Genomic DNA, 19482 nt, shown 5'->3' on the forward strand with positions numbered 1-19482 from the left:
GCCGCTTGGTCCTAGCAAATTGGTTACAGTTGGAACCGCCTTGCCGATGACCGTCCGAAACGCCCGCCTTGCCGATTTCTTGCCCTATCTGTTGTCGGTTACGTCCAATGTGGTGAGCGACCGGATTGCCGATGAATACCGCGCGCGTTTTGGTCTGAAGATCCCTGAATGGCGGGTTATGGCAGTGCTTGGCGATGGCGGCGCGATGACCCAGCGGCTGCTGGTCGGCGCAACGCGGATGGACAAGGTGGCGGTCAACCGTGCGTGCAAGGTCCTTGAAGAACGAGGCCTGATCAGACGCAGCCCGAATGACCGGGATGGGCGATCACACCACCTCGAACTTACCGCGGCTGGCAAGGCGATGCACGGCGAAATCATGCCGATTGCACTTGATATGGAACGCCGCCTGTTTTCCACGCTCGGTGCAGCCGAACGTGACCAGTTCAAGTCTCTGCTAGCCCGCATCAACGTGGCGGCAGATCAGATGGAGAGCCCTGAATGAAGCTTGCAACACTTCCCGGCAGCGGGCGCGATGGTCAATTGGCAGTGGTCAGCGAGGACCTCCACTGGTGCGCGCAGGCAAGCCACATCGTGCCGACGCTTCAGGCGGCGCTGGACGACTGGGATCGGCACGAACCGGCGCTGCGCGCTCTGGCGATGGAGGTTGCGCACGAATCCATTCCGCTGGAACGTTTTCATGAGCGTGAAGCGCTGGCCCCGCTGCCGCGCGCGTTCCAGTGGGCCGATGGATCGGCTTACGTCAATCACGTTGAACTGGTCCGCAAAGCGCGCGGTGCCGAACTGCCCGACAGCTTCTGGCACGATCCGCTGATGTACCAGGGCGGAAGTGATGATCTGCGCGGCGGTCGCGCCCCGATCACCTTGGCAGACGAAACCTGGGGCTGCGACATGGAGGCCGAGATCTGCGTGGTCACCGGCGATGTGCCGCAGGGCACCGCTGCCGCCGCCGCGCTGGGTCATGTCCGTCTGGTCGGACTGGTCAACGACGTATCGCTGCGCAACCTGATTCCCGGCGAACTTGCCAAAGGCTTCGGCTTTGTCCAGTCCAAGCCCGCAACGCATTTCTCGCCGGTTTTTGCGACACCTGACAGCCTGGGCGATGCCTGGTCGGGCGGCAAGCTCAACCTGCCGCTGATGGTCGACCTCAACGGTCAGCCGTTCGGCCGCGCCGAAGCGGGCGAGGAATGCACTTTCGATTTCGGCACGCTGATTGCCCATCTGGCCCGGACCCGAAACCTTGGCGCAGGCACTATCATCGGGTCGGGAACGGTATCCAATCGCGATCCTGATGGCTCGCCCGGACGCCCGGTCGGCGCCGGCGGGCGCGGCTACAGCTGCATCGCCGAACTGCGCATGGTCGAAACCATCGCCAGCGGAGCCGCAACGACGCCGTTCCTGCATTACGGCGATACCGTGCGCATCGAAATGAAGGACCGCACTGGCCATTCGCTGTTCGGCGCGATCGAGCAGCAGGTCGTACCGCTGAAACAATAAGGCCCTCGCACCGTGAGTGCGAGGGCCTGTTGCTGGTAAAGGTTGAGGTGGCGTCTGTTCGCTAGCTCTTGGTCCCCGGTGTTCCGCCGGCAAAGGCATCGGTGATCGAACAGGCCGCCGGGCCAAGGATCACAATGAACAGCACCGGCAGGATGAACAGAATCAGCGGTACGGTCATGATCGCGGGCAGACGGGCGGCCTTTTCTTCAGCCCGCATCATGCGTTCGTTGCGGAACTCGGCCGACAGCACGCGCAGGGCAGAGGCCAGCGGCGTACCATAGCGTTCTGTCTGGATCATGGTGGTGACCACGCCTTTCACCGCGTCCAGGTCGACGCGGTAAGCCAGGTTTTCAAAGGCGTTGCGCCGCTCGGTCAGGAATGACAGTTCGATCGCGGTCAGCGCGAACTCGTCTCCCAGTTCGGGATAAGCGCGGCCCAGCTCCTTGGCGACACGGTTGAACGCGGCGTCGACAGTCAGGCCGGCTTCGGCGCAGATCACCAGCAGGTCGAGCGCGTCGGGCAGGCCCTTGCGAACTTCGTTGGTGCGCTTGTTCTTGATGTTGTTGATATAAAGGTCCGGTGCCTTGTAGCCCAGGATCGTCATGGCCGCGAACAGCGCGAACTTCTTGGTGGGTCCCCACGCCGGAAACACGTCCATTCCATAAATCAGCGACGCTGCGATGCCGCCAAAAACGATCGGCAGGACCATGCGTGCAAAGATGACAGCGACGGCAAGCTCTTTCTTGCGGATACCAGCCTGGGCCAGCTTCTGCGTGACCGCAGCGACCTGGCTGGCCTGCAGAACCTTGAGCGACGACAGCGTGTCGCGCATCTTGTCGGTCGTTTCGTTCGTGCGAACGATCTTGGCCCGCTTTTTGGCCGACTGGGTGACGATGCCCGATTTCAGCTGATCACGGCGCTCATTCAGCGCCTTGACCCGCTTGGCCATCGGATCGCGAATGGTCACCGCGGTGTAGATGGCGAACATTACGGCCATGGCGGTCAGGGCGGCAAGCATGGTGCCGGCCCAGATGACATCGACGCCAAGCAGCGTCGGGCCGGGAGGTGTATTCAACATATCCTAATTCCTCCCGCTCAGATCTCGAAGCTGACCATCTTGCTCATGATAAATACGCCAAGGCTCATCCAGGTAAGGCCGCCCAGGCCCACCGCGATCAGGCGTTCATCGCTGAAAAATCCGCCGATGTAGCTCGGGTTGACGAACCAGATCAGGCCAAAGACGATGAACGGCAGCGAGCCGACGATATAGGCCGAGGCCTTGGATTCAGAACTCATGGCCTTGATCTTGAGCTTCATCTGACCGCGCTTTCGCAGCACATCGGACAGGTTTGACAGCGTTTCCGCCAGGTTGCCCCCGGTTTCGCGCTGGATTGCCAGTGTGATGCAGAAAAAGCTGAACTCAGGCATGTTAAGCCGGTCGGCGGTGTCCTGAAGGGCGTCCTCCATGGTCTTGCCGATCTTGATCCGTTCGCTGATCGATTTGAACTCTTCACCCACCGGACCCGGTACTTCGGACGCGATGACGCCCAGTGTTTCGGTAACCGGCAGGCCCGAGCGCAGGCCGCGAACCAGCAATTCGATTGCGTCGGGAAACTTCGTCGTAAAATTGACGTAACGCTTCTTGATCGCGCTGTTGACCACCATGTGCGGAATGCCTGCGCCGACAACCAGTCCAAAGCCAAGCGACAGCATGGCTGCGCCCGTCTTGAGGTACATCAGCACACAGATGGCGAGCGCGATCCCGCCCGAGGCATAGAGGTAGTTGCTGAGCGTCCAGCCCTTGCCGGTCTGGTGCAACCGCAGCGACAAAGCCGCGATGCGCGATTCCGAACCGGCGATCTGGTGCATCCTGGGCTTGCGCTGGGCAACGGCCTTTTTCAGCTGCGCCTCGACGCGGTCGATGGTGCTTTCGGAATGGCGATAGCGGACCGCCTGGAGGCGGCGCGCGCTTTCCTTGGCTACCGACGGCCCGGAAAAGGCCATGTAGCCAAGTACCATGAACGCCATCAGGCCTACGGCCACTAGCAGGAGCTGGATAATGCCCATCTGCGTATCACGCCTTCCTTGTCAGGGCCGCCCGCCGCCCGCATCAGCGGGGGGCGAGTGGGCCGGTTCCGCTCAGGCGCTGGCCTTGGCGGTGGACTTGTCTTTCTTCGGCAGCAGTGCCTTGAGGTCGAGCTTGCCGAGCAGCGAAGACTTGGCTTTGACGCTGTCATCAACGTAGTCGCCTTCGCCAACACCCATGATCGATTTCGCGATGTCACGGATGACGCCGCCGGCTTTGCTGCTGCGGTTGGCATCGGCAAAGGTCTGGCCCAGCTTCGCCGCATTGACGGCTGCCTTGGCATCGAACGGGATCGTGAAACCGATCTTGCGTTCGACCGAGGCTTCGAAATCGGCCTTGGTGATTTCGGCCACGCCCGACTGGACACGGTTGGCAATCACGATCGGCTGGACATGGGCGGCATTGGTCTTGAGCCACGACAGAATGCGGATCGCATCGCGCGCGCCGGCCAGAGTCATTTCGGTGGTCAGCAGGACCACGTTCACGTCTGCCAGCAAGTGCGGGAAATTGATAAGCATGTTACGCGGCAGATCGATCACCGTCATTTCGAACGCCTGGCGGAACTCTTCTTCCAGCTGCACGAACGCGGCACCATCGGTCATCAGGGGCGAGTTCATCGGCGCTTCGGCCGACAGGATCGCCAGATGATCGTTGGCCCGGATCATCGCACGTTCGATGAACAGTCCGTCGATTCGGCCCGGGTTTTCGATCGCATCGGTCAGGCCGCGGCCCGGTTCGAGATCCAGCGCCAGGGCGCCGGTGCCGAAGTGCACGTCAAGATCTAGCAGCGCAGTCGGCATCTTTTCGTCCGCGCTGAACAACCAGGCAAGCGATGTGGCCAGCGTCGATGCTCCCACGCCGCCGCGCGTCCCGATCACCGCGGTCGAGATGTGGCGCTTGGCCACAGCCGGATCGTGCTGCTTGGGCGCGGCAAACACCGCCTGGGCGTTGATCAGCGCATCGCGCACTGCGCCGGGTGAAAGCGGCTTGAGCAGGTAATCGTGAATCCCGCTGGCGACCAAGTCGCGGTACAGGCGCACGTCATTGACCTGACCGACAGCGATCACGACCGTACCGGGTTCGCAAACCTCGGCCAGGGCGTTGATATCGGACAGCGGATCGCCGCTTTCCGAAAGGTCGACCATCAGGATGTTCGGACTGGCAGTGATTGACAGGGACTGCACTGCATTGCGCAGGCCGCCCTTGTTGCACTTTTCAGGCTGCCAGCCCATCTCGATCACGACCGGGCGCAGCACATCAAGTGCGGCCTCATCGCAGATGAATGAGGCAAAGGCGTCGCGGTTACCGGGTGTGCCGGGCTTCCAGGGAGCGTTCATGGCTTACTTCCCGTCCTTCGTGGATTCTTGCTTCAGACCGCCTTCGCCCGTGGGCTTGGCTTCGCGGTAGCTGTCGATCGCCTTGGTCGAACTCATCACGACCGTCTGGCCCGATCCGGCGGCACCCTTGATCAGGTGTTCAGGATCGGCGACCATTGCGGCCAGGTTTGAATTGCTGGCGCAGCCGTAGTTGGTGCTGGTGGCATTGTTCAGCGAGATGTCGGTCTTGCGCGACCAGTCCGGGCAGCCCGGAACCGATGCGCTTGACCGCGTCACCACGACGCGGACCGTGCCGGCGTTGACATACCCTGGCGTAACCGGAGCATCACCGCCGACCAGCATGCCGAAGCGGCTGGCAACAGCCTCTACTGCAGCGCGGGTTGCGCCGCTGGCTAGCGGATCGTCGAGGCTGATCCGGTCGCCATAGCGCAGGTCCATTGCTTCGAACCAGCCCGCCAGCCGGCGTTGTTCGGGAAGCGAAAGCCCCCCAGGACCGGCGTTGACGTCAAGCGTGTAGTTGGTGCGTTCGACCACCGCCTGGTGGACCGATTCAAGACTGCGATTGCCGCCTACGACACCGCCACAACCACTAAGGGCCAAGCCGAGCGAGAGAGCGATGACCCCGCTGAGGGCCGTGCGATTGATAGGATTACGCATGGGACTTCACCTCTCTCAGTTCAGGCTGAAGCCGGGAGCTGCATCCTTCGATGCATCCGCGGTCCGCGCCTTGCGCTTGCTTTTCTTGTCTTCCTTGGCCTGAGCCGGGGCTGCGTCGAGCATGCCGACCTTGGGGCCTGTTACGGCCGAGGGTGCGGTCGACGCGTGGGGCCGGTCAGCACCCGACTTGCCGTCGCTGTCCATGTGGCCCAGCAACTGCTGCAGCGTGTTGGCGTTTTGATAGCCATCTGTCGGCAGCTTGATGTCGTTCGCGTTGACCGGGTTCACCAGATAGGGCGTGACCACGATCACCAGTTCGGTTTCGCCGCGCTGGAAGTTGGTTGAGCGGAACAGCGACCCCAGGATCGGGATATCGCCGGCGCCGGGCATCTTCTTCAGCGTCTGCTGAGCAGAATTGCTCATCAGGCCGGCAATCATGAAGCTTTGCCCCGAACCCAGTTCGATCGTGGTTTCGGCGCGGCGCACGGTCAGTGCAGGAACCTGGAAACCGTTGAGCGTGATCGCTCCCTGGCTCGACAGTTCAGACACTTCCGGGCGGACCCGCATCGAGATGCGGCCATTGGCCAGAACCGTCGGGGTATAGGCCAGGCTGACACCGAACTTCTTGTATTCGACTGATGTCGTGCCCAGGCCCTGGCTGATCGGGATCGGGTATTCACCGCCGGCCAGAAACTCGGCCGTTTCGCCCGAAAGCGCGGTCAGGTTGGGCGAAGACAGTGACGTTACAAGGCCCAGGTTTTCCCCGATATCAAGGGCGCCCAGGATGTTCAGACCAAGCAGCTTGCCCATTCCGGCAATCGTGCTGACTCCACTCAAGCTGGTCACGTTGGTGCCTGGCTGGAGCACCAGCTGACCGGTGTTGGGATCCACTACATATCCTTGCACCGCACTGGTGCCGACACCAAGGGGCGCACTCGGGTTTGTGGAGAAGGTGCTGCCTGCGCCGCGACCCTGGGTCACGCCGAACTTGAAGCCACCCGTACCGTCGATCGACTGCAGATTGACACCCAGCTGGCGAACCAGCGTGCGGCTGACTTCGGCAAAGCGGACCTGCAGGTTGACCTGCAGCGGGGTGGCCATTTTCAGGCGGGTAATCACGTTGGCTTCCTTGCCAACGAAGGCTGCGACCAGGCGCTGGGCCTCGGCTGCATCTTCGGGCGCGCCGACCGTACCGGTCAGCAGGAAGGTGTTGGTGCCCATGGTCGATACGGCAACCTTGGCGTCCGGCATGGCCAGTCGCAGCATCTGGTCGACGCTGTCGATGTTCGAGCCGACGCGGACGTTGGCTGACCAGATCACATCGCCTGCCGCATTGCTGGCATAAACCGTGGTTTCACCGCCGGCCTTGCCGAACACATAAAGCTGACGCGGCGATTTGACCTGCACGTCGGCGATCTGTTCGTTGGCGACGAAAACATCGCTCATCGCGCCGGCGACGGTGACCAGCTGGCCGCGACCGATCGACAGGACAATTTCATTGGCCGGGCGTGAGACCGACTGTGCCTGGGCGGCGACCGCAGGCAGCAGGGCCAGCGGCGCGGCAAGGCACGCGGCAGTCAGTAACTTGGTGACTAGGCGGTTCATCGGTCGGCCTTTCGTGGCGGAGCGGTTGGCTGGTTTGGAAAGCATCGACATCTCAGCGGCTCCCCACGGATTCTTCAGTGGTAACCTTGCCGCGGGTGACGCGGACCACCGGGCCCGAACGGATCACCGCAGGACGGCCCGACGAGGCGCCGCCGAAAGACGGGCCCGAATAAGGCTGGAAGCTGGCCGTGGCGCGCTGCGCCTGGGCCTGGCTGGGCATTGAGCGGCGCTGGAAGCGCGACACATCGCCGCCGGTCACAAAGGTCGCACCGGCATCGACCGGACGGTTGAGCGCCTGCGACAGGAACTTGTCCTCGTCTTCCTTGCTCATCCCGGCGGGTACCTTGACATTGCCGCCGGCGATTGCCCGATCAAGATCGGCCTGGCTGTCAGCCAGGCTGCGCAGCGACAGGCTGAGCTTGCCGATGTTGTCCGCAACCGCGATCTTTTCAGCAAGCTTGGGCGTGACTTCCAGCGTAACGTTGCTGGCAGTCTTGACCACGGTCTTGCCGTTTTCGGTTTCGGTTTCGGTCGATTGGTCGGTGGCCAGGACGCGAAGGTTACGCACGATGGTTTCCGCCGTCTTCAGCGTATCGCCGCTGTCCGTGGGTTTGACCTGCTGCGTCAGCACCAGATCGACATGGTCGCCCGGGAAGATAAAGCCGGCAACGCCGGTCTGCTTGGATACCGGAATGGTCACGGCGCGCATGCCGGGGCCAAGCGCCGCTGCCAGGAAGCCGCGATCGCCGGGTTTGACCAGGGCGCCCTGGGTGACCGGCTGGCCGGCAGTGACCGGATAGCGGACCACAGTGCCAAGCAGCTTGTTCATGTCCGATTCGCCGTCAATGAAGTAGGCGTCCTGGATCATTTCCTTGGGCCACTGCTGATACGAAACCGAATCAGCGGTGATGATCGTGCCGACGGGCAAGGCGCGCTGGGCAACCAGGACCTTGGGACCCTTGGGCGCGACCTGTGCGGCCTCGGCCTTGGGAGCTGCGGCTCCGACAAACAGAGTGCGGGCAGCCAGAGCCGTGCCGATAGCCACGACCATTGCTCCCATCAGCAACATCAGCTTCTTTTTATCCATGGCTTGGCAAGCCCCCTTGAAAACCCCGAAACGTTGAACCCGTTTCGGGTAAATTGGTTAAAATCAGGTTCACTGCAGGCCGGTTGGCAACTGCGATACGGCGATTACGTTGGAATATTGGCTAACCAGCACCCACAGCCCGGCGACGGCGATTGCCACACCGTAAGGAATGGCCACGCGGTCGCGCTGCCGGCGGGCGATGTGCCAGGCGCCAAACACGATGGTCAGCAGCAGGCCGACCAGTGCCATCACGATCAGCAACTGGGCGAACGAGTACGGCGCGATCCACAGCGCCAGTGCGGTCAACAGTTTGACGTCACCCCCGCCCATCCAGCGCATCGCGAACAGCGCGGCAAAAACCGCGAAAACTGCCACGGCCAAGCCGATTTGGTAAACGACGTCAGGCCACAGCGAATAGCCGGCGGCCCACCAGTACAGCGGAGCGACCAGCGCAATGGCGGCGTTGAGGGTGTTGTCGATCTGCCGGCGGCGAAGATCGGTAAACGCGGCAATAACCAGCGCGATTGCCAAGGCCCCCTGCAATAGGTAACGAAAATCGAAGTCCGGCATGGTGCCCCCTGATCCCTTGGGGCGACGTGTAAAGGGCAGGGCTTACTAAATAGTAACCAGTCCCAAGAGGCCGGAATTAGGCAAATGCACGAACCAGATTTCCGGTCGATTGATCGCCGCGCCATTCCTGTTGATGCTGCCGAATCCAAATGGCTTGCGGCCGATGGCCTGGCCATCCGGCGTATCGACTGGTCAGATCCGGCGGTTCCGGCGCAAGGATCGCTGCTGTTCTTCCCGGGCCGCGGCGATGCTTACGAGAAATACCTTGAAACGCTGGACCACTGGCACCGGCTGGGCTGGCGGGTCACGGCAATGGACTGGCGCTGGCAGGCGGGGTCGGGCCGGCTGGGCACCGATCCCGTGACAGGCCATGTCGATGATTTTGCAACGTGGGTTGGTGATCTTGCCGCGTTCTGGCCGCAGTGGTGTGCGCAAACCCCCGGTCCGCACGTTCTGGCGGGCCACTCGATGGGCGGCCACCTGGTGCTGCGGGCCGTGGCCGATGGACGGGTGACCCCTGATGGCTTGCTGCTGTCAGCGCCGATGCTGGGCTTTCGCGACAGCTATGCACCCACGCCGGTCATGCATCTGGCGGCCAAGTTGATGACCCGGCTGGGCGACCGCCGCCGTCCGGCATGGAAGTGGAGCGAAAAGCCCGGAGAGGTTCCGGCGGACCGCATTCACCTCCTTACCCACGATGGTGAACGCTATGCCGATGAACTGTGGTGGCGCAAGGCGCGGCCCGAACTTGCCATGGGGCCGGGATCGTGGGGCTGGGTTGAGCGGGCCTACGCCTCGATGCGGCAGCTTGAACGGCCGCGCGCGCTGGAAGCGGTCACGATGCCGGTGTTGATCCTGGCCGCCGCGAAGGACGAGCTGGTCAGTTACAAGGCGATTGTGCGCGCTGTCGCCCGGCTGCGGGACTGCGAACTTATCCGCTTTGGCGAGGAAGCCTGCCACGAAATCCTGCGCGAGGAAGACAGCGTGCGCGACCGCGCGCTGGACGCCTGCGATGATTTTCTGGGCCGGATTGCGGCGGGCTGAAGCGGGCAGTGGAAACGTTCGACTTCGCGGTGATCGGCGCGGGTATCGCCGGGGCTTCGCTAGCAGCTGGGCTGGTATCGGACGGTTCTGTCCTGCTGATGGAAGCGGAGGAGCAGCCAGGTTACCATTCGACCGGGCGTTCGGCGGCGTTCTGGACCGAAAGCTACGGCGGTCCGCTGGTCCAGCCGCTGACCACAGCATCAGGGCCGTTTCTGGCAAAACACGGTTTCCTTAAACCGCGCGGTGCACTGACCTTGGCGCGGTCAGGGGAAAAGGACGCTCTCGATGCCTTTGTGGCAAGGTTTTCGCAGCTCGGCGTGCGGGTCGAAGCGCTGGACCGCTCCGCGCTCGAGGTGCGGCTGCCGGGACTTCACCCGCAATGGCGTCACGGCGCCCACGAACCCGATAGCACCGACATCGACGTTGCAGGATTGCACCAGCACTGGCTGGGCGCAGTACGGCGAGGCGGGGCGATCATAGCCACTCGTGCGCGGTTGGCTGCGGCCAGACATAGCGATGGCATGTGGCATATGCGAGCGGCCGATGGTCGCAGCTTTGCCGCCCGCGTGCTGATCAACGCAGCCGGTGCCTGGGCTGACGAGGTGGCAATAATGGCCGGCGCGGCGCCAATCGGCATCCAGCCAATGCGGCGCACCGTGGCGCAGTTACGCATGGCCGCGCCGGTTCCGGCTGACTTGCCATTGACGATGGGAATTGACGGGCAGTTCTACTTCAAGCCCGAAGGCGGCAAATTGTGGCTCAGCCCACATGACGAAACCCCGACACTTCCCTGCGATGCCGCGGCGGAGGAGCTGGACGTGGCCACGGCGATTGACCGGTTCCAGCAAGTTGTCGACTGGCCGATCGCGCAGGTCGAACGCAAATGGGCCGGTCTGCGCAGCTTTGCCCCCGACCGCCTTCCGGTGTATGGTTTCGATCAGGCGAACCCGGCGTTCTTCTGGTTCGCCGGTCAAGGCGGTTTTGGCATCCAGACAGCTCCCGCCGCGGCCGACCTGGCGCTGCGGTTGTTGCGCCGACAGGGGCCTGGACCTTTAAATCCCGCGCCTTATTCGCCGGATCGCTTTTCATAGCTATTCAACCGTGTGCACAAATGTACACTCCTCAGCGCCAACCTGAAGGAGAGTCGCATGGCACACCGGTTTGAAATTCGTAAGAACAAAGGCGGAGAGTTTGTCGCCTATTTCTGCCATAATTCTGAAACGATGTTCTGGACGGAAGGCTATTCGAGCAAGGCCAGCGCCAGGAACGCAATCGAATCGATCAAGAAGAACGGTCCCGGCGCCGAAACGGTCGACACCACGACCGGTTGATCAGCCGGCCTGGTTAAGGGCCGCATCACTCGCCAGCCGGTCAACCCGTTCGTTCTCCGCATGGCCGTTGTGGCCGCGGACCCACACCCATTCGATGTGGTGACGCTGCGCAGCTTCGATCAGGTCGTGCCACAAGTCAGCGTTGCGGACCGGCTGCCGGCTGGCGTTGATCCAGCCCTTCTTTTTCCAGCCGTGGACCCACTTGGTGATGCCATCGACCACGTATTTGCTGTCGGTATGCAAAGTGACGGAACACGGTTCGGTCAAGGCTGTCAGCGCCTGGATCGCAGCGGTCATCTCCATCCGGTTATTGGTCGTGTCGGGTTCGGATCCCGACAGTTCCTTTTCATGCTGGCCCAGGCGCAGCAAAGCGCCCCAGCCGCCGGGTCCGGGATTGCCCTTGCAGGCGCCATCGGTGAAAATGTCGACAGTCTTCATAGGAATACGGCGCTATTACCCGGATCGGCATAGAAATCCAGCCGTCGGACAAAGGCCATCGGGTCTTTGGGCATGACCAGTGCTCCACGCGGGGTATTCAGCCAATCATAGGCGCGGCTTGCGATAAATCGCAGGCAGGCGGCGCGGGCCAGAACCGGTAATGCAGCGCGCTCGGCGTCCGTAAAAGGTCTGACGGCTGCATACCCTGCCATCAGCGCGCGCGACAATTCGGGGTCGAAACCGGTCCCGTCGCCAGCAAAACACCATGCTGCGTGGGTCACTGCCATGTCATAGGCGGTCAGGTCGTTGCAAGCGAAGTAGAAGTCGATCAGGCCGGTGACATCGCTGCCCAGCATCAGAACATTGTCAGGAAAAAGATCGGCGTGGATGACGGATCGCGGCAGGTTTTGCGGCCAGTCGCGGTCTGCGGCATCAAGTTCCCGGCCGACCAGCGCGGGCAGGCGCGCGTCGATCTGCGCCAGACCGCTGTCCCCGCACGCATCGAACAGCCGGCGCGATTCGGCGCGGTCCATACCGTTGGCGCGGCTTGCCGGGAAATCCGCTGCGGCCAAGTGCAGTTGGGCCAGCGCACGACCCACGGCCTCGGCCTGCCCCGGACTTGGCTGGCTGACAGATACGCCGGGGAGGTATTCGATAAGCGCAACCGCCTTGTCCCCCACCATGCGGTACAGGTTCCCGTCGCGGTCATGGATAGTGCGAGGCACCGGGCAACCTTTCGCCGCCAGATGATCCAGCAAGGCAAGGAAATAGGGTAATTCGGCAATATCGATGCGAAACTCGTACATCGTCAGGATAAATCGCGCCCCGCGGCCATCTGCGCCGCTGGTTTCAATCAGCCAGTTGGAATTGGAAACACCCTCGGCAATACCCTTGGCGCTGCGCAGCGTGCCCACCTCGAAATGGCTGATCAGGTCAGCCATCTCTTCAGCGCCAAGGTGTGTATATACCGCCATCAATCGGCCAGCTGGCGGGGCAGCTTGAACACCATCTTTTCCTCGGTCGTCACGACCTTTTCGACCGTCAGCGCACGGAGCGATGCGATCAGCGCGACGACCTCGTCTACCAGCGCTTCGGGCGCGGAGGCTCCGGCAGTCAGGCCCATCGTTTCAACTTCTTCGAACCAAGCCGGATCGATGTCAGCGGCGCGCTGGACAAGGTTCGCTTTCGCCCCGCAGCGCTGCGCCACTTCAAGCAGCCGGACCGAATTTGAACTGTTTGGCGCGCCGATGACCAGCACCAGCTGGCAACGCGGGGCAATCGCTTTTACCGCTGCCTGGCGGTTAGACGTGGCATAGCAGATATCTTCGGCCTTGGGCCCGGCGATCCCCGGAAAGCGGATCCGCAGCGCAGCGACGATTTCGGCTGTATCGTCAACTGACAGGGTGGTCTGGGTCAGGAACGCAAGCGGTGAGTCGGGCGCGAAGTTCAGCGCGGCGACATCCTCAAGGGTTTCCACCAATGTGATCGCACCATCGGGAACCTGCCCCATTGTGCCGATCACTTCGGGATGGCCCTTGTGGCCGATGAACAGAATGTGGCGCCCGGCCTCGATCTGGCGTTCGGCCTGGCGGTGAACCTTGCTGACCAGCGGGCAGGTGGCGTCAAGCCAATCGAGCCCGCGGCTCGTCGCTTCTTCGGGCACCGCCTTGGGCACGCCATGCGCGCTGAACACCACCTGGGCGCCGTCGGGAACTTCGTCCAGCTCCTCGACGAAAATCGCCCCTTTGGACCGCAGGCCATCGACGACAAAGCGGTTGTGGACGATTTCGTGACGCACGTAGACCGGCTGGCCATAACGTTCCAGCGCGCGCTCGACGATCTCGATCGCACGGTCAACGCCGGCGCAGAAACCGCGCGGCGCGGCCAGCAGCAGGTGCATCGGGGGCAGGGCGTCTGCGGGAAAGGAAGCGTTCATGTTCGCCCCCCTAGCGCTTTGCTCCGTGTGCGGCTAGGGCAAGCGAAAGTTGGGCCCCAGGCCGAATTGCAAGGATGCCGAAATGATCGTTCGCCCCCGCCTGATTGCCTCTGTCGCCGTGCTGGTCGCCCTGGCCGGCTGCAAGACCACCGGTGACATCGTCGTTGATGAAGGCGTCGGCATATCGGCGGTGCGCAGCGCGTGCCCGGCAATCGGCATTCCCGATTATACAGGTGACGTCACCTTGTTCCGCACTCCCGGCAGCACCACCGCCGATAACATCGATGTGGTCGCCGCGATGACCAACGTGCGCGCGGCCTGCAATGACACGGGAGACAAGGTGACCAGCCAGGTAACGTTTGACGTGCTGGCGCGCCGCACCGACACGCGCGGCGCACGGCAGGTGACAATTCCCTATTTCTCTGCCGTGCTGCGCGGCAGCAATGCCGTGATTGCCAAGCGCATCGGGCAGGTCACGCTGAACTTTGCCGATGGCCAGGAACGCGCCCAGGCCAGCGGCAGCGGCGCGGCCTTCATCGACCGGGCCGAAGCCACGCTCCCCGCCGATATCCGCGAACGTATTACCCGCAAGCGCAAGGCGGGCGAGGCGGATGCCGCTATCGATCCGCTGTCGCAGCCCGACATCAAAGCCGCCGTTGCCCGCGCGACCTTTGAACTGCTGGTCGGTTTCCAGCTCGACCAGAGCCAGCTTAACTACAACGGCACCCGATAACCCGCGTCGCGGCGGCTGCCGCGACGCTTCTGCCTGTTGAGTGCACCTCTCCGCCGTAGCGGGGAGGTTTCCTTGTTGCTGCAAACGAGCTAACCGCCCGCCATGACCCAGACGACCACAATTCACGCCGCCTTTGCGGCCCATGTCGATGCCGCGCTTGATGCGCTTGAAGCGGCGGGCACGCTGCCCGCTTTGCCGCGCGGTTCCATTGCGGTCGAACCGCCGCGAGACCCGGCGCACGGCGATCTGGCGACGAACGCAGCCATGGTTCTGGCCAAACCGGCCGGCATCAACCCGCGCGCCCTGGCCGAAGCTCTGGCAGAACAGCTGCGCCAGGTGGCAGGCGTCTCCTCGGTGGAGATTGCAGGACCGGGCTTCCTCAACTTGCGGCTCGATCCCGCACTGTGGGTGGCCGAACTGAAAACAATCGCAGCGCTGGCGGGTGACTATGGCCGGTCGGTCATGGGTGCGGGCAAGACGGTCAATGTCGAATATGTTTCGGCCAACCCGACCGGGCCGATGCACATGGGCCATTGCCGCGGCGCGGTGGTGGGCGATGCGCTCGCCAGCTTGCTGGAATATGCCGGGCACACCGTGATCCGCGAATACTACGTCAATGATGCCGGCAGTCAGGTCGATGTTCTCGCCCGTTCGGCGCACCTGCGCTACCGCGAGGCGCTGGGCGATGCGGTTGGCCCGATTCCCGAAGGGCTGTACCCGGGCGATTATCTTGTCCCAGTGGGTCAGGCCCTCGCCGCAGAGTTCGGGGACCGCTATGCCGCGGCGGACGAAAGCGAATGGCTGGTGACATTTCGCGCCCGCGCGGTTGCCGCCATGCTCGACATGATCCGGGCCGATCTGGCCCTGCTGGGAATCCACCACGACCTGTTCAGTTCCGAGGCGGAACTGCAGGCGGCGGGCAAGCCTGCACAGGCTGAAGCATGGCTGCGCGCGCATGACCTGGTTTATGACGGGCACCTGGAAGCGCCAAAAGGCAAGACCGCCGACGATTGGGAGCCGGTCGAACTGCCGCTGTTCCGCTCCACCCGCTTTGGCGATGATCAGGACCGCCCGATCAAGAAAAGCGACGGCAGCTGGACCTATTTCGGTGCTGATCTGGCCTATCACTTTCAAAAGGCGGAAAAAGCTGATGCGCTGGTCGATATCTGGGGCGCCGACCATGCCGGTACGGTCAAGCGGATCAAGGCCGCAGTTGCCGCGCTGACGCAGGGCCAAGGCAAGGAAAAGCCATTCGAAATCAAGCTTGTCCAGATGGTCCAGCTGATGAAGGGCGGGCAGCCGTTCAAGATGTCGAAGCGCGCGGGCAATTTTGTCACTCTTGCCGATGTGGTCGAAATGGTCGGCAAGGACGTGGTCCGCTTCACCATGCTGACCCGCAAGCCCGAAGCGCAAATGGACTTCGATTTCGACAAGGTGGTCGAAGCATCGAAGGACAACCCGGTATTCTATGTCCAGTATGCCCACGCGCGTATCCGTTCCACCCTGCGCAAGGCGGCGGCTGAAGGCCTGACGCCGTCCGCCGATGGGCTGGACCTGCTGGGCGAAGAAGAACTGGCGCTGGTCAAGTTGGCGGCGCAGTTCCCCCGGATCGTAGAGGCTGCCGCCGCCGCGCGCGAAGCGCACCGCATCGCATTTTTCCTCTATGACCTTGCCGGAGCGCTGCACGGGTTCTGGAACCTGGGCAATGACAAGCCCGAAAAGCGGTTCATCGTGGCACAGGATGCGCGGCTGACCGGCGCAAGGCTTTATCTTGCCGCGCAAATAGGGCAGCTTATCCGCAATGGCCTGGCGCTGCTGGGGGTTGAGGCTGTGGAGGAAATGTAAACATGACGGGCGAGCACGACGAACAGAACCCGGGCGAAAATCCCGAGACGTGGACTGACGCTGAAGGCGAGCCGCTGGAGACCGAGCGGCTTGCCCTGGACGAAGACGATACGCGCTTGCCCTGGCTGGAATCCGGCGATGACGAATATGAGGACGAAGGCGCCGGATCAGGCCGCGTTGCCGGCCTTGCCGCGCTGAGCGGCGTGGCTTTGCTGGCAATTGTCGGCGGCATCTGGTGGGCATCTCATCGGGGCGGGGATAGTGCGGCCGTGGCAGATGGAAGCGTGATCGCTGCGCCAAAGGAGCCCTACAAGGAAGCGCCCAAGAACCCCGGCGGCAAAACCTTTGACGGAACCGGCGATACAAGCTTTGCCGTATCCGAAGGACAAAGCCGTCCGGCCAAGATGGGGGAAAACCCCGGCGCTGTGCCGCCTGCCCCTGCGGCTGCCGCTTCGCCATCGGCCAGCGTTGCCCAATCAGGGCCCGCTACGGCTGGCAGCGGCGGCGTGGGCGTTCAGGTCGGCGCATACAGTTCCAAGGCCGCGGCCGAGGCGGGCTGGACCAAGCTGACCGGCCAGGCGGGCAGCGTGCTGTCAGGCATATCGCACCGCGTGGTCGAAGGCACTGCCGATATCGGCAAGGTCTACCGCCTTCAGGCGGTCGCGGCGGATGCCGGTGCTGCCAACGCGCTGTGCGGCAAATTGAAAAGCGCCGGGATCTCCTGCCAAGTCAAATAGGCCGCATAATCCACACGTCTGGGGCCCCGTTCGCTTGCCACGGGCCCGCGATCCTGCGACTTTCTCGGCCGTTATGACACCTGCAATCTTCGGCCTTTCCGGTTTGACGCTAGGCGATGCGGAACGCGCCTTTTTCCTTGAGGCGGATCCTGCCGGTTACATCCTGTTCGGCCGCAATATTCAGTCCCGCGACCAGGTCCGCGCGCTGACTGACTCGTTGCGCAGCATCCACGGCCGCGACCGCCTGCTGATCACGATCGATCAGGAAGGCGGACGTGTTGCGCGAATGCGGCCTCCCGAATGGCCGCCCTATCCCGCTGGCGCACTGTTCGACGCGCTGTATGATGTGGCGCCGGCCAGCGCGATCGAGGCCGCCCGCGCCAATGCCGAGGCGATGGGCCATGATCTTGCCGAAGCGGGCATTACCTGCACCCATGCCCCGGTGCTCGATGTGCGTCAGCCGGGCGCGCACGATGTGATTGGCGACCGCGCTCTCGGGCACGAACCGCTGCGCGTTGCTGCGCTGGGCCGCGCTGTGCTGGATGGGCTGGCCCGCGCCGGCATCGCCGGCACGGTCAAGCACATGCCTGGCCACGGCCGAACGACTACCGATACCCACAAGGAAATGCCCACGGTCACCGCCAGCGCCGAAGATCTGGAAGCTGACCTTGCCCCGTTCCGGGCGCTCAATACCGCGCCGATCGGGATGACGGGGCATTTGTTGTTTACTACCTGGGACGCGGACCATCCCGCCACCCAGTCAGCGATCATCATCCGCGATATTATTCGCGGTGCGATCGGATTTGACGGGCTGCTCTTGACCGATGACCTTGATATGGAGGCATTGTCGGGCACTGTCCCTGAAAGGGCAGCGCGGTCGATTGCGGCTGGCTGCGACATCGCGCTCAATTGCTGGGCCAAAATGGAAGATATGGCCGGAATCGTGAAGCAGTGCGGAACCATGAAGGCCGAAACGGCGGTGCGGCTGGAGCGTGCCCTTGCTGATACCCGCGTGGACGGCGCACGCGGTGCGCAGGTCGAACTGCTAGCCAAGCGTGACGCGTTGTTGGCCCTGACGGAGCAGCAGGCTTGACCGATCCTGCCGACAGTCCGGCAATCGCATTGCCCGATGACGACTGGCAAGGCGTGGCGACGGCCGCTGCCGGCGACGAGGCGCTGTATCTCGAACTGGACGGGTGGGAAGGCCCGCTCGATCTGTTGCTCGATCTGGCAAGGCGTCAAAAGGTTGACCTGCGGCGGATTTCAATCCTCGACCTGGTCGACCAGTATCTGAACTATATCGATCAGGCCGAGGCTCTGCGATTGGAATTGGCGGCCGATTACCTGGTGATGGCGGCGTGGCTGGCCTATCTCAAATCGGCGCTGCTGCTACCGCGTGAAGAGCAGGAAGATCCCAGTCCGGAAGAGCTCGCGCTGCGCCTCCAGCTTCGCTTGCAGCGGCTGGCAGCGATGCGCGATGCCGCCGGACGGCTGATGGGGCGCGACCGGCTGGGCCGCGATGTGTTCGGCCGGGGCAATCCGGAAGGGCTGAGGATCGATCGAAAGGCCTTGTGGCAATGCGATTGGTTCGCGCTGATCCAGGCCTATGGCCAGATCAAGGCGCGGACCCAGCCGGTGGTGCACCTGGTCCGTGATCGCATGGTCATGACGCTAGACAGCGCGCTGACGCGGGTGGCAGCGATGCTGGGGGTGACGCTAGACTGGATGGAGCTCAAGGATTTTCTTCCGCCCCATGCCGATCCCAAGCTGCGCAAGTCTGCGCTTGCCTCCAGCTTCGTGGCCGCTCTGGAACTGGCCCGGTTGGGCAAGGCGGAGATGACCCAGGACGAAACCTTCGGCCCGCTGCGTCTGCGCGGAGTGCGGGCGTGAGCGACCGGCCCGACGATTTGCTCCGCGCAGTCGAGGCGGCAGTGTTCGCTTCGGAACAACCTTTGAGCATCGAGGCGATTTCGCTCCACTTGGGCGGGGCCGATGTGCGCGCCGCGCTGGCTGAGCTGGCTGAGCACTATGCTGATCGCGGTGTGCATCTGGTCGAACGGGGCAAGCGCTGGCATTTTGAAACGGCGCCCGATCTGGCCCACTTGCTGCGCCGCGAGCGCGAGGAAGTCCGCCGCCTCAGCCGGGCCGGCACCGAAGTCCTGGCCATCGTTGCCTATCACGAGCCGGTCAGCCGCGCGGAAATCGAATCGATCCGCGGCGTGCAGACCGCCAAGGGCACGCTGGACGTGCTGATGGAGGCGGGCTGGGTGCGGATCGTCGGGCGGCGCGACGTACCGGGGCGACCGGTTATTTATGCCACGACGCCGGATTTCCTGACTCATTTCGGGCTGGAAAGCCGCCGTGATCTCCCCGGAATTGACGAGCTGCGCGCCGCTGGCCTGCTGGACCCGGTTGAAGACGCGCTGGCCGCTGCGATGGATGGGCCGTCTGCCGAAACCGAACTGACCGACGCGGAAGAGGATACCGATTCCGCCGATTGACTGGCAAAGTGCGGCAACATGTCCTAAATGACACACACGGTGGGGCTGCCGGGCCGTTTC

The 19482-nt window shown here is 63.2% G+C and carries 21 protein-coding genes; 11 read left to right on the forward strand and 10 right to left on the reverse strand.

The window, feature by feature from the left end; translation table 11 throughout:
- The first annotated feature begins 46 nt into the window (after positions 1-46).
- Together Q0L62_RS00680 and Q0L62_RS00685 are read left to right on the forward strand one after the other, a co-directional pair.
- Entirely contained in the window at positions 47-502 is a 456-nt protein-coding gene (locus Q0L62_RS00680; RefSeq protein WP_296674978.1) for a MarR family winged helix-turn-helix transcriptional regulator, read from the forward strand.
- Positions 499-1515 (forward strand): fumarylacetoacetate hydrolase family protein, encoded by a 1017-nt coding sequence (locus Q0L62_RS00685; RefSeq protein ID WP_296674981.1) that lies wholly within the window; start codon positions 499-501, stop codon positions 1513-1515. Before Q0L62_RS00680 ends, Q0L62_RS00685 begins: the two co-directional genes overlap by 4 nt.
- 61 nt (positions 1516-1576) lie before the next feature.
- On the opposite strand, the gene Q0L62_RS00690 is transcribed toward Q0L62_RS00685, so the two are convergent.
- From Q0L62_RS00690 to Q0L62_RS00720, 7 genes are all read right to left on the reverse strand, one after another.
- Positions 1577-2593, reverse strand: a complete 1017-nt coding sequence (locus Q0L62_RS00690) for a type II secretion system F family protein (protein WP_296674983.1) — start codon at positions 2591-2593, stop codon at positions 1577-1579.
- 17 nt (positions 2594-2610) lie between these two features.
- Positions 2611-3582: a type II secretion system F family protein gene (locus Q0L62_RS00695; RefSeq protein WP_296674986.1), complete on the reverse strand. Its 972-nt coding sequence runs from the start codon at positions 3580-3582 to the stop codon at positions 2611-2613.
- Positions 3583-3654: 72 nt separating this feature from the next.
- A complete protein-coding gene (locus Q0L62_RS00700; protein WP_296674988.1) occupies positions 3655-4938 on the reverse strand; it encodes a pilus assembly protein CpaE in 1284 nt (427 codons plus the stop codon).
- 3 nt (positions 4939-4941) lie between these two features.
- On the reverse strand, positions 4942-5595 hold the full coding sequence (locus Q0L62_RS00705; RefSeq protein WP_296674991.1) for a CpaD family pilus assembly protein: 654 nt from the start codon (positions 5593-5595) through the stop codon (positions 4942-4944).
- 15 nt (positions 5596-5610) lie between these two features.
- The gene (locus Q0L62_RS00710; RefSeq protein ID WP_296674993.1) at positions 5611-7200 is read right to left on the reverse strand and encodes a type II and III secretion system protein family protein; all 1590 of its coding nucleotides are present in this window, start codon (positions 7198-7200) and stop codon (positions 5611-5613) included.
- A gap of 52 nt (positions 7201-7252) precedes the next feature.
- Positions 7253-8287: a Flp pilus assembly protein CpaB gene (cpaB, locus tag Q0L62_RS00715; protein ID WP_296674996.1), complete on the reverse strand. Its 1035-nt coding sequence runs from the start codon at positions 8285-8287 to the stop codon at positions 7253-7255.
- 69 nt (positions 8288-8356) lie between these two features.
- Complete coding sequence (locus tag Q0L62_RS00720) at positions 8357-8857, reverse strand: prepilin peptidase (RefSeq protein ID WP_296674998.1); 501 nt, start codon at positions 8855-8857, stop codon at positions 8357-8359.
- Between the two features lie 84 nt (positions 8858-8941).
- Between Q0L62_RS00720 and Q0L62_RS00725 the strand changes: the two genes are divergently transcribed.
- Genes Q0L62_RS00725 through Q0L62_RS00735 form a run of 3 tightly spaced genes read left to right on the forward strand, consistent with a single transcriptional unit; the run spans position 8942 to position 11232 of the window.
- Entirely contained in the window at positions 8942-9901 is a 960-nt protein-coding gene (locus Q0L62_RS00725) for an alpha/beta fold hydrolase (protein WP_296675000.1), read from the forward strand.
- An 8-nt stretch (positions 9902-9909) separates the two neighbouring features.
- Positions 9910-10992, forward strand: coding sequence for an FAD-binding oxidoreductase (locus Q0L62_RS00730; RefSeq protein ID WP_296675003.1), 1083 nt, complete (start codon positions 9910-9912; stop codon positions 10990-10992).
- 57 nt (positions 10993-11049) lie between these two features.
- A complete protein-coding gene (locus tag Q0L62_RS00735; RefSeq protein ID WP_296675005.1) occupies positions 11050-11232 on the forward strand; it encodes a DUF1508 domain-containing protein in 183 nt (60 codons plus the stop codon).
- On the opposite strand, the gene rnhA is transcribed toward Q0L62_RS00735, so the two are convergent.
- From rnhA to ispH, 3 genes are read right to left on the reverse strand one after another with little or no spacing between them, the layout of a single operon-like run.
- Positions 11233-11670, reverse strand: coding sequence for a ribonuclease HI (gene rnhA / locus Q0L62_RS00740; RefSeq protein WP_296675009.1), 438 nt, complete (start codon positions 11668-11670; stop codon positions 11233-11235).
- A complete protein-coding gene (gene thrB / locus Q0L62_RS00745) occupies positions 11667-12644 on the reverse strand; it encodes a homoserine kinase (protein ID WP_296675012.1) in 978 nt (325 codons plus the stop codon). The genes rnhA and thrB overlap by 4 nt, the downstream gene beginning before the upstream one ends.
- On the reverse strand, positions 12644-13606 hold the full coding sequence (ispH, locus tag Q0L62_RS00750; protein ID WP_296675015.1) for a 4-hydroxy-3-methylbut-2-enyl diphosphate reductase: 963 nt from the start codon (positions 13604-13606) through the stop codon (positions 12644-12646). Before ispH ends, thrB begins: the two co-directional genes overlap by 1 nt.
- Positions 13607-13688: 82 nt before the next feature.
- Here ispH and Q0L62_RS00755 point away from each other — a divergent pair, with 82 nt between their 5' ends.
- The 6 genes from Q0L62_RS00755 to scpB all read left to right on the forward strand — a co-directional run bounded on the left by Q0L62_RS00755 (position 13689) and on the right by scpB (position 19422).
- The gene (locus Q0L62_RS00755) at positions 13689-14339 is read left to right on the forward strand and encodes a hypothetical protein (protein WP_296675017.1); all 651 of its coding nucleotides are present in this window, start codon (positions 13689-13691) and stop codon (positions 14337-14339) included.
- Positions 14340-14441: 102 nt separating this feature from the next.
- Positions 14442-16184: an arginine--tRNA ligase gene (gene argS / locus Q0L62_RS00760; RefSeq protein WP_296675020.1), complete on the forward strand. Its 1743-nt coding sequence runs from the start codon at positions 14442-14444 to the stop codon at positions 16182-16184.
- Positions 16185-16186: 2 nt separating this feature from the next.
- Entirely contained in the window at positions 16187-16921 is a 735-nt protein-coding gene (locus Q0L62_RS00765; RefSeq protein WP_296675023.1) for an SPOR domain-containing protein, read from the forward strand.
- A 73-nt stretch (positions 16922-16994) separates the two neighbouring features.
- Positions 16995-18014, forward strand: coding sequence for a beta-N-acetylhexosaminidase (nagZ, locus tag Q0L62_RS00770; protein ID WP_296675025.1), 1020 nt, complete (start codon positions 16995-16997; stop codon positions 18012-18014).
- A gap of 23 nt (positions 18015-18037) precedes the next feature.
- Entirely contained in the window at positions 18038-18811 is a 774-nt protein-coding gene (locus Q0L62_RS00775) for a ScpA family protein (RefSeq protein ID WP_296675117.1), read from the forward strand.
- Positions 18808-19422, forward strand: a complete 615-nt coding sequence (gene scpB / locus Q0L62_RS00780; protein ID WP_296675028.1) for an SMC-Scp complex subunit ScpB — start codon at positions 18808-18810, stop codon at positions 19420-19422. Before Q0L62_RS00775 ends, scpB begins: the two co-directional genes overlap by 4 nt.
- Positions 19423-19482: the final 60 nt, after the last annotated feature.

This window comes from Novosphingobium sp., from assembly GCF_024642085.1.
Classification (GTDB): domain Bacteria; phylum Pseudomonadota; class Alphaproteobacteria; order Sphingomonadales; family Sphingomonadaceae; genus Novosphingobium.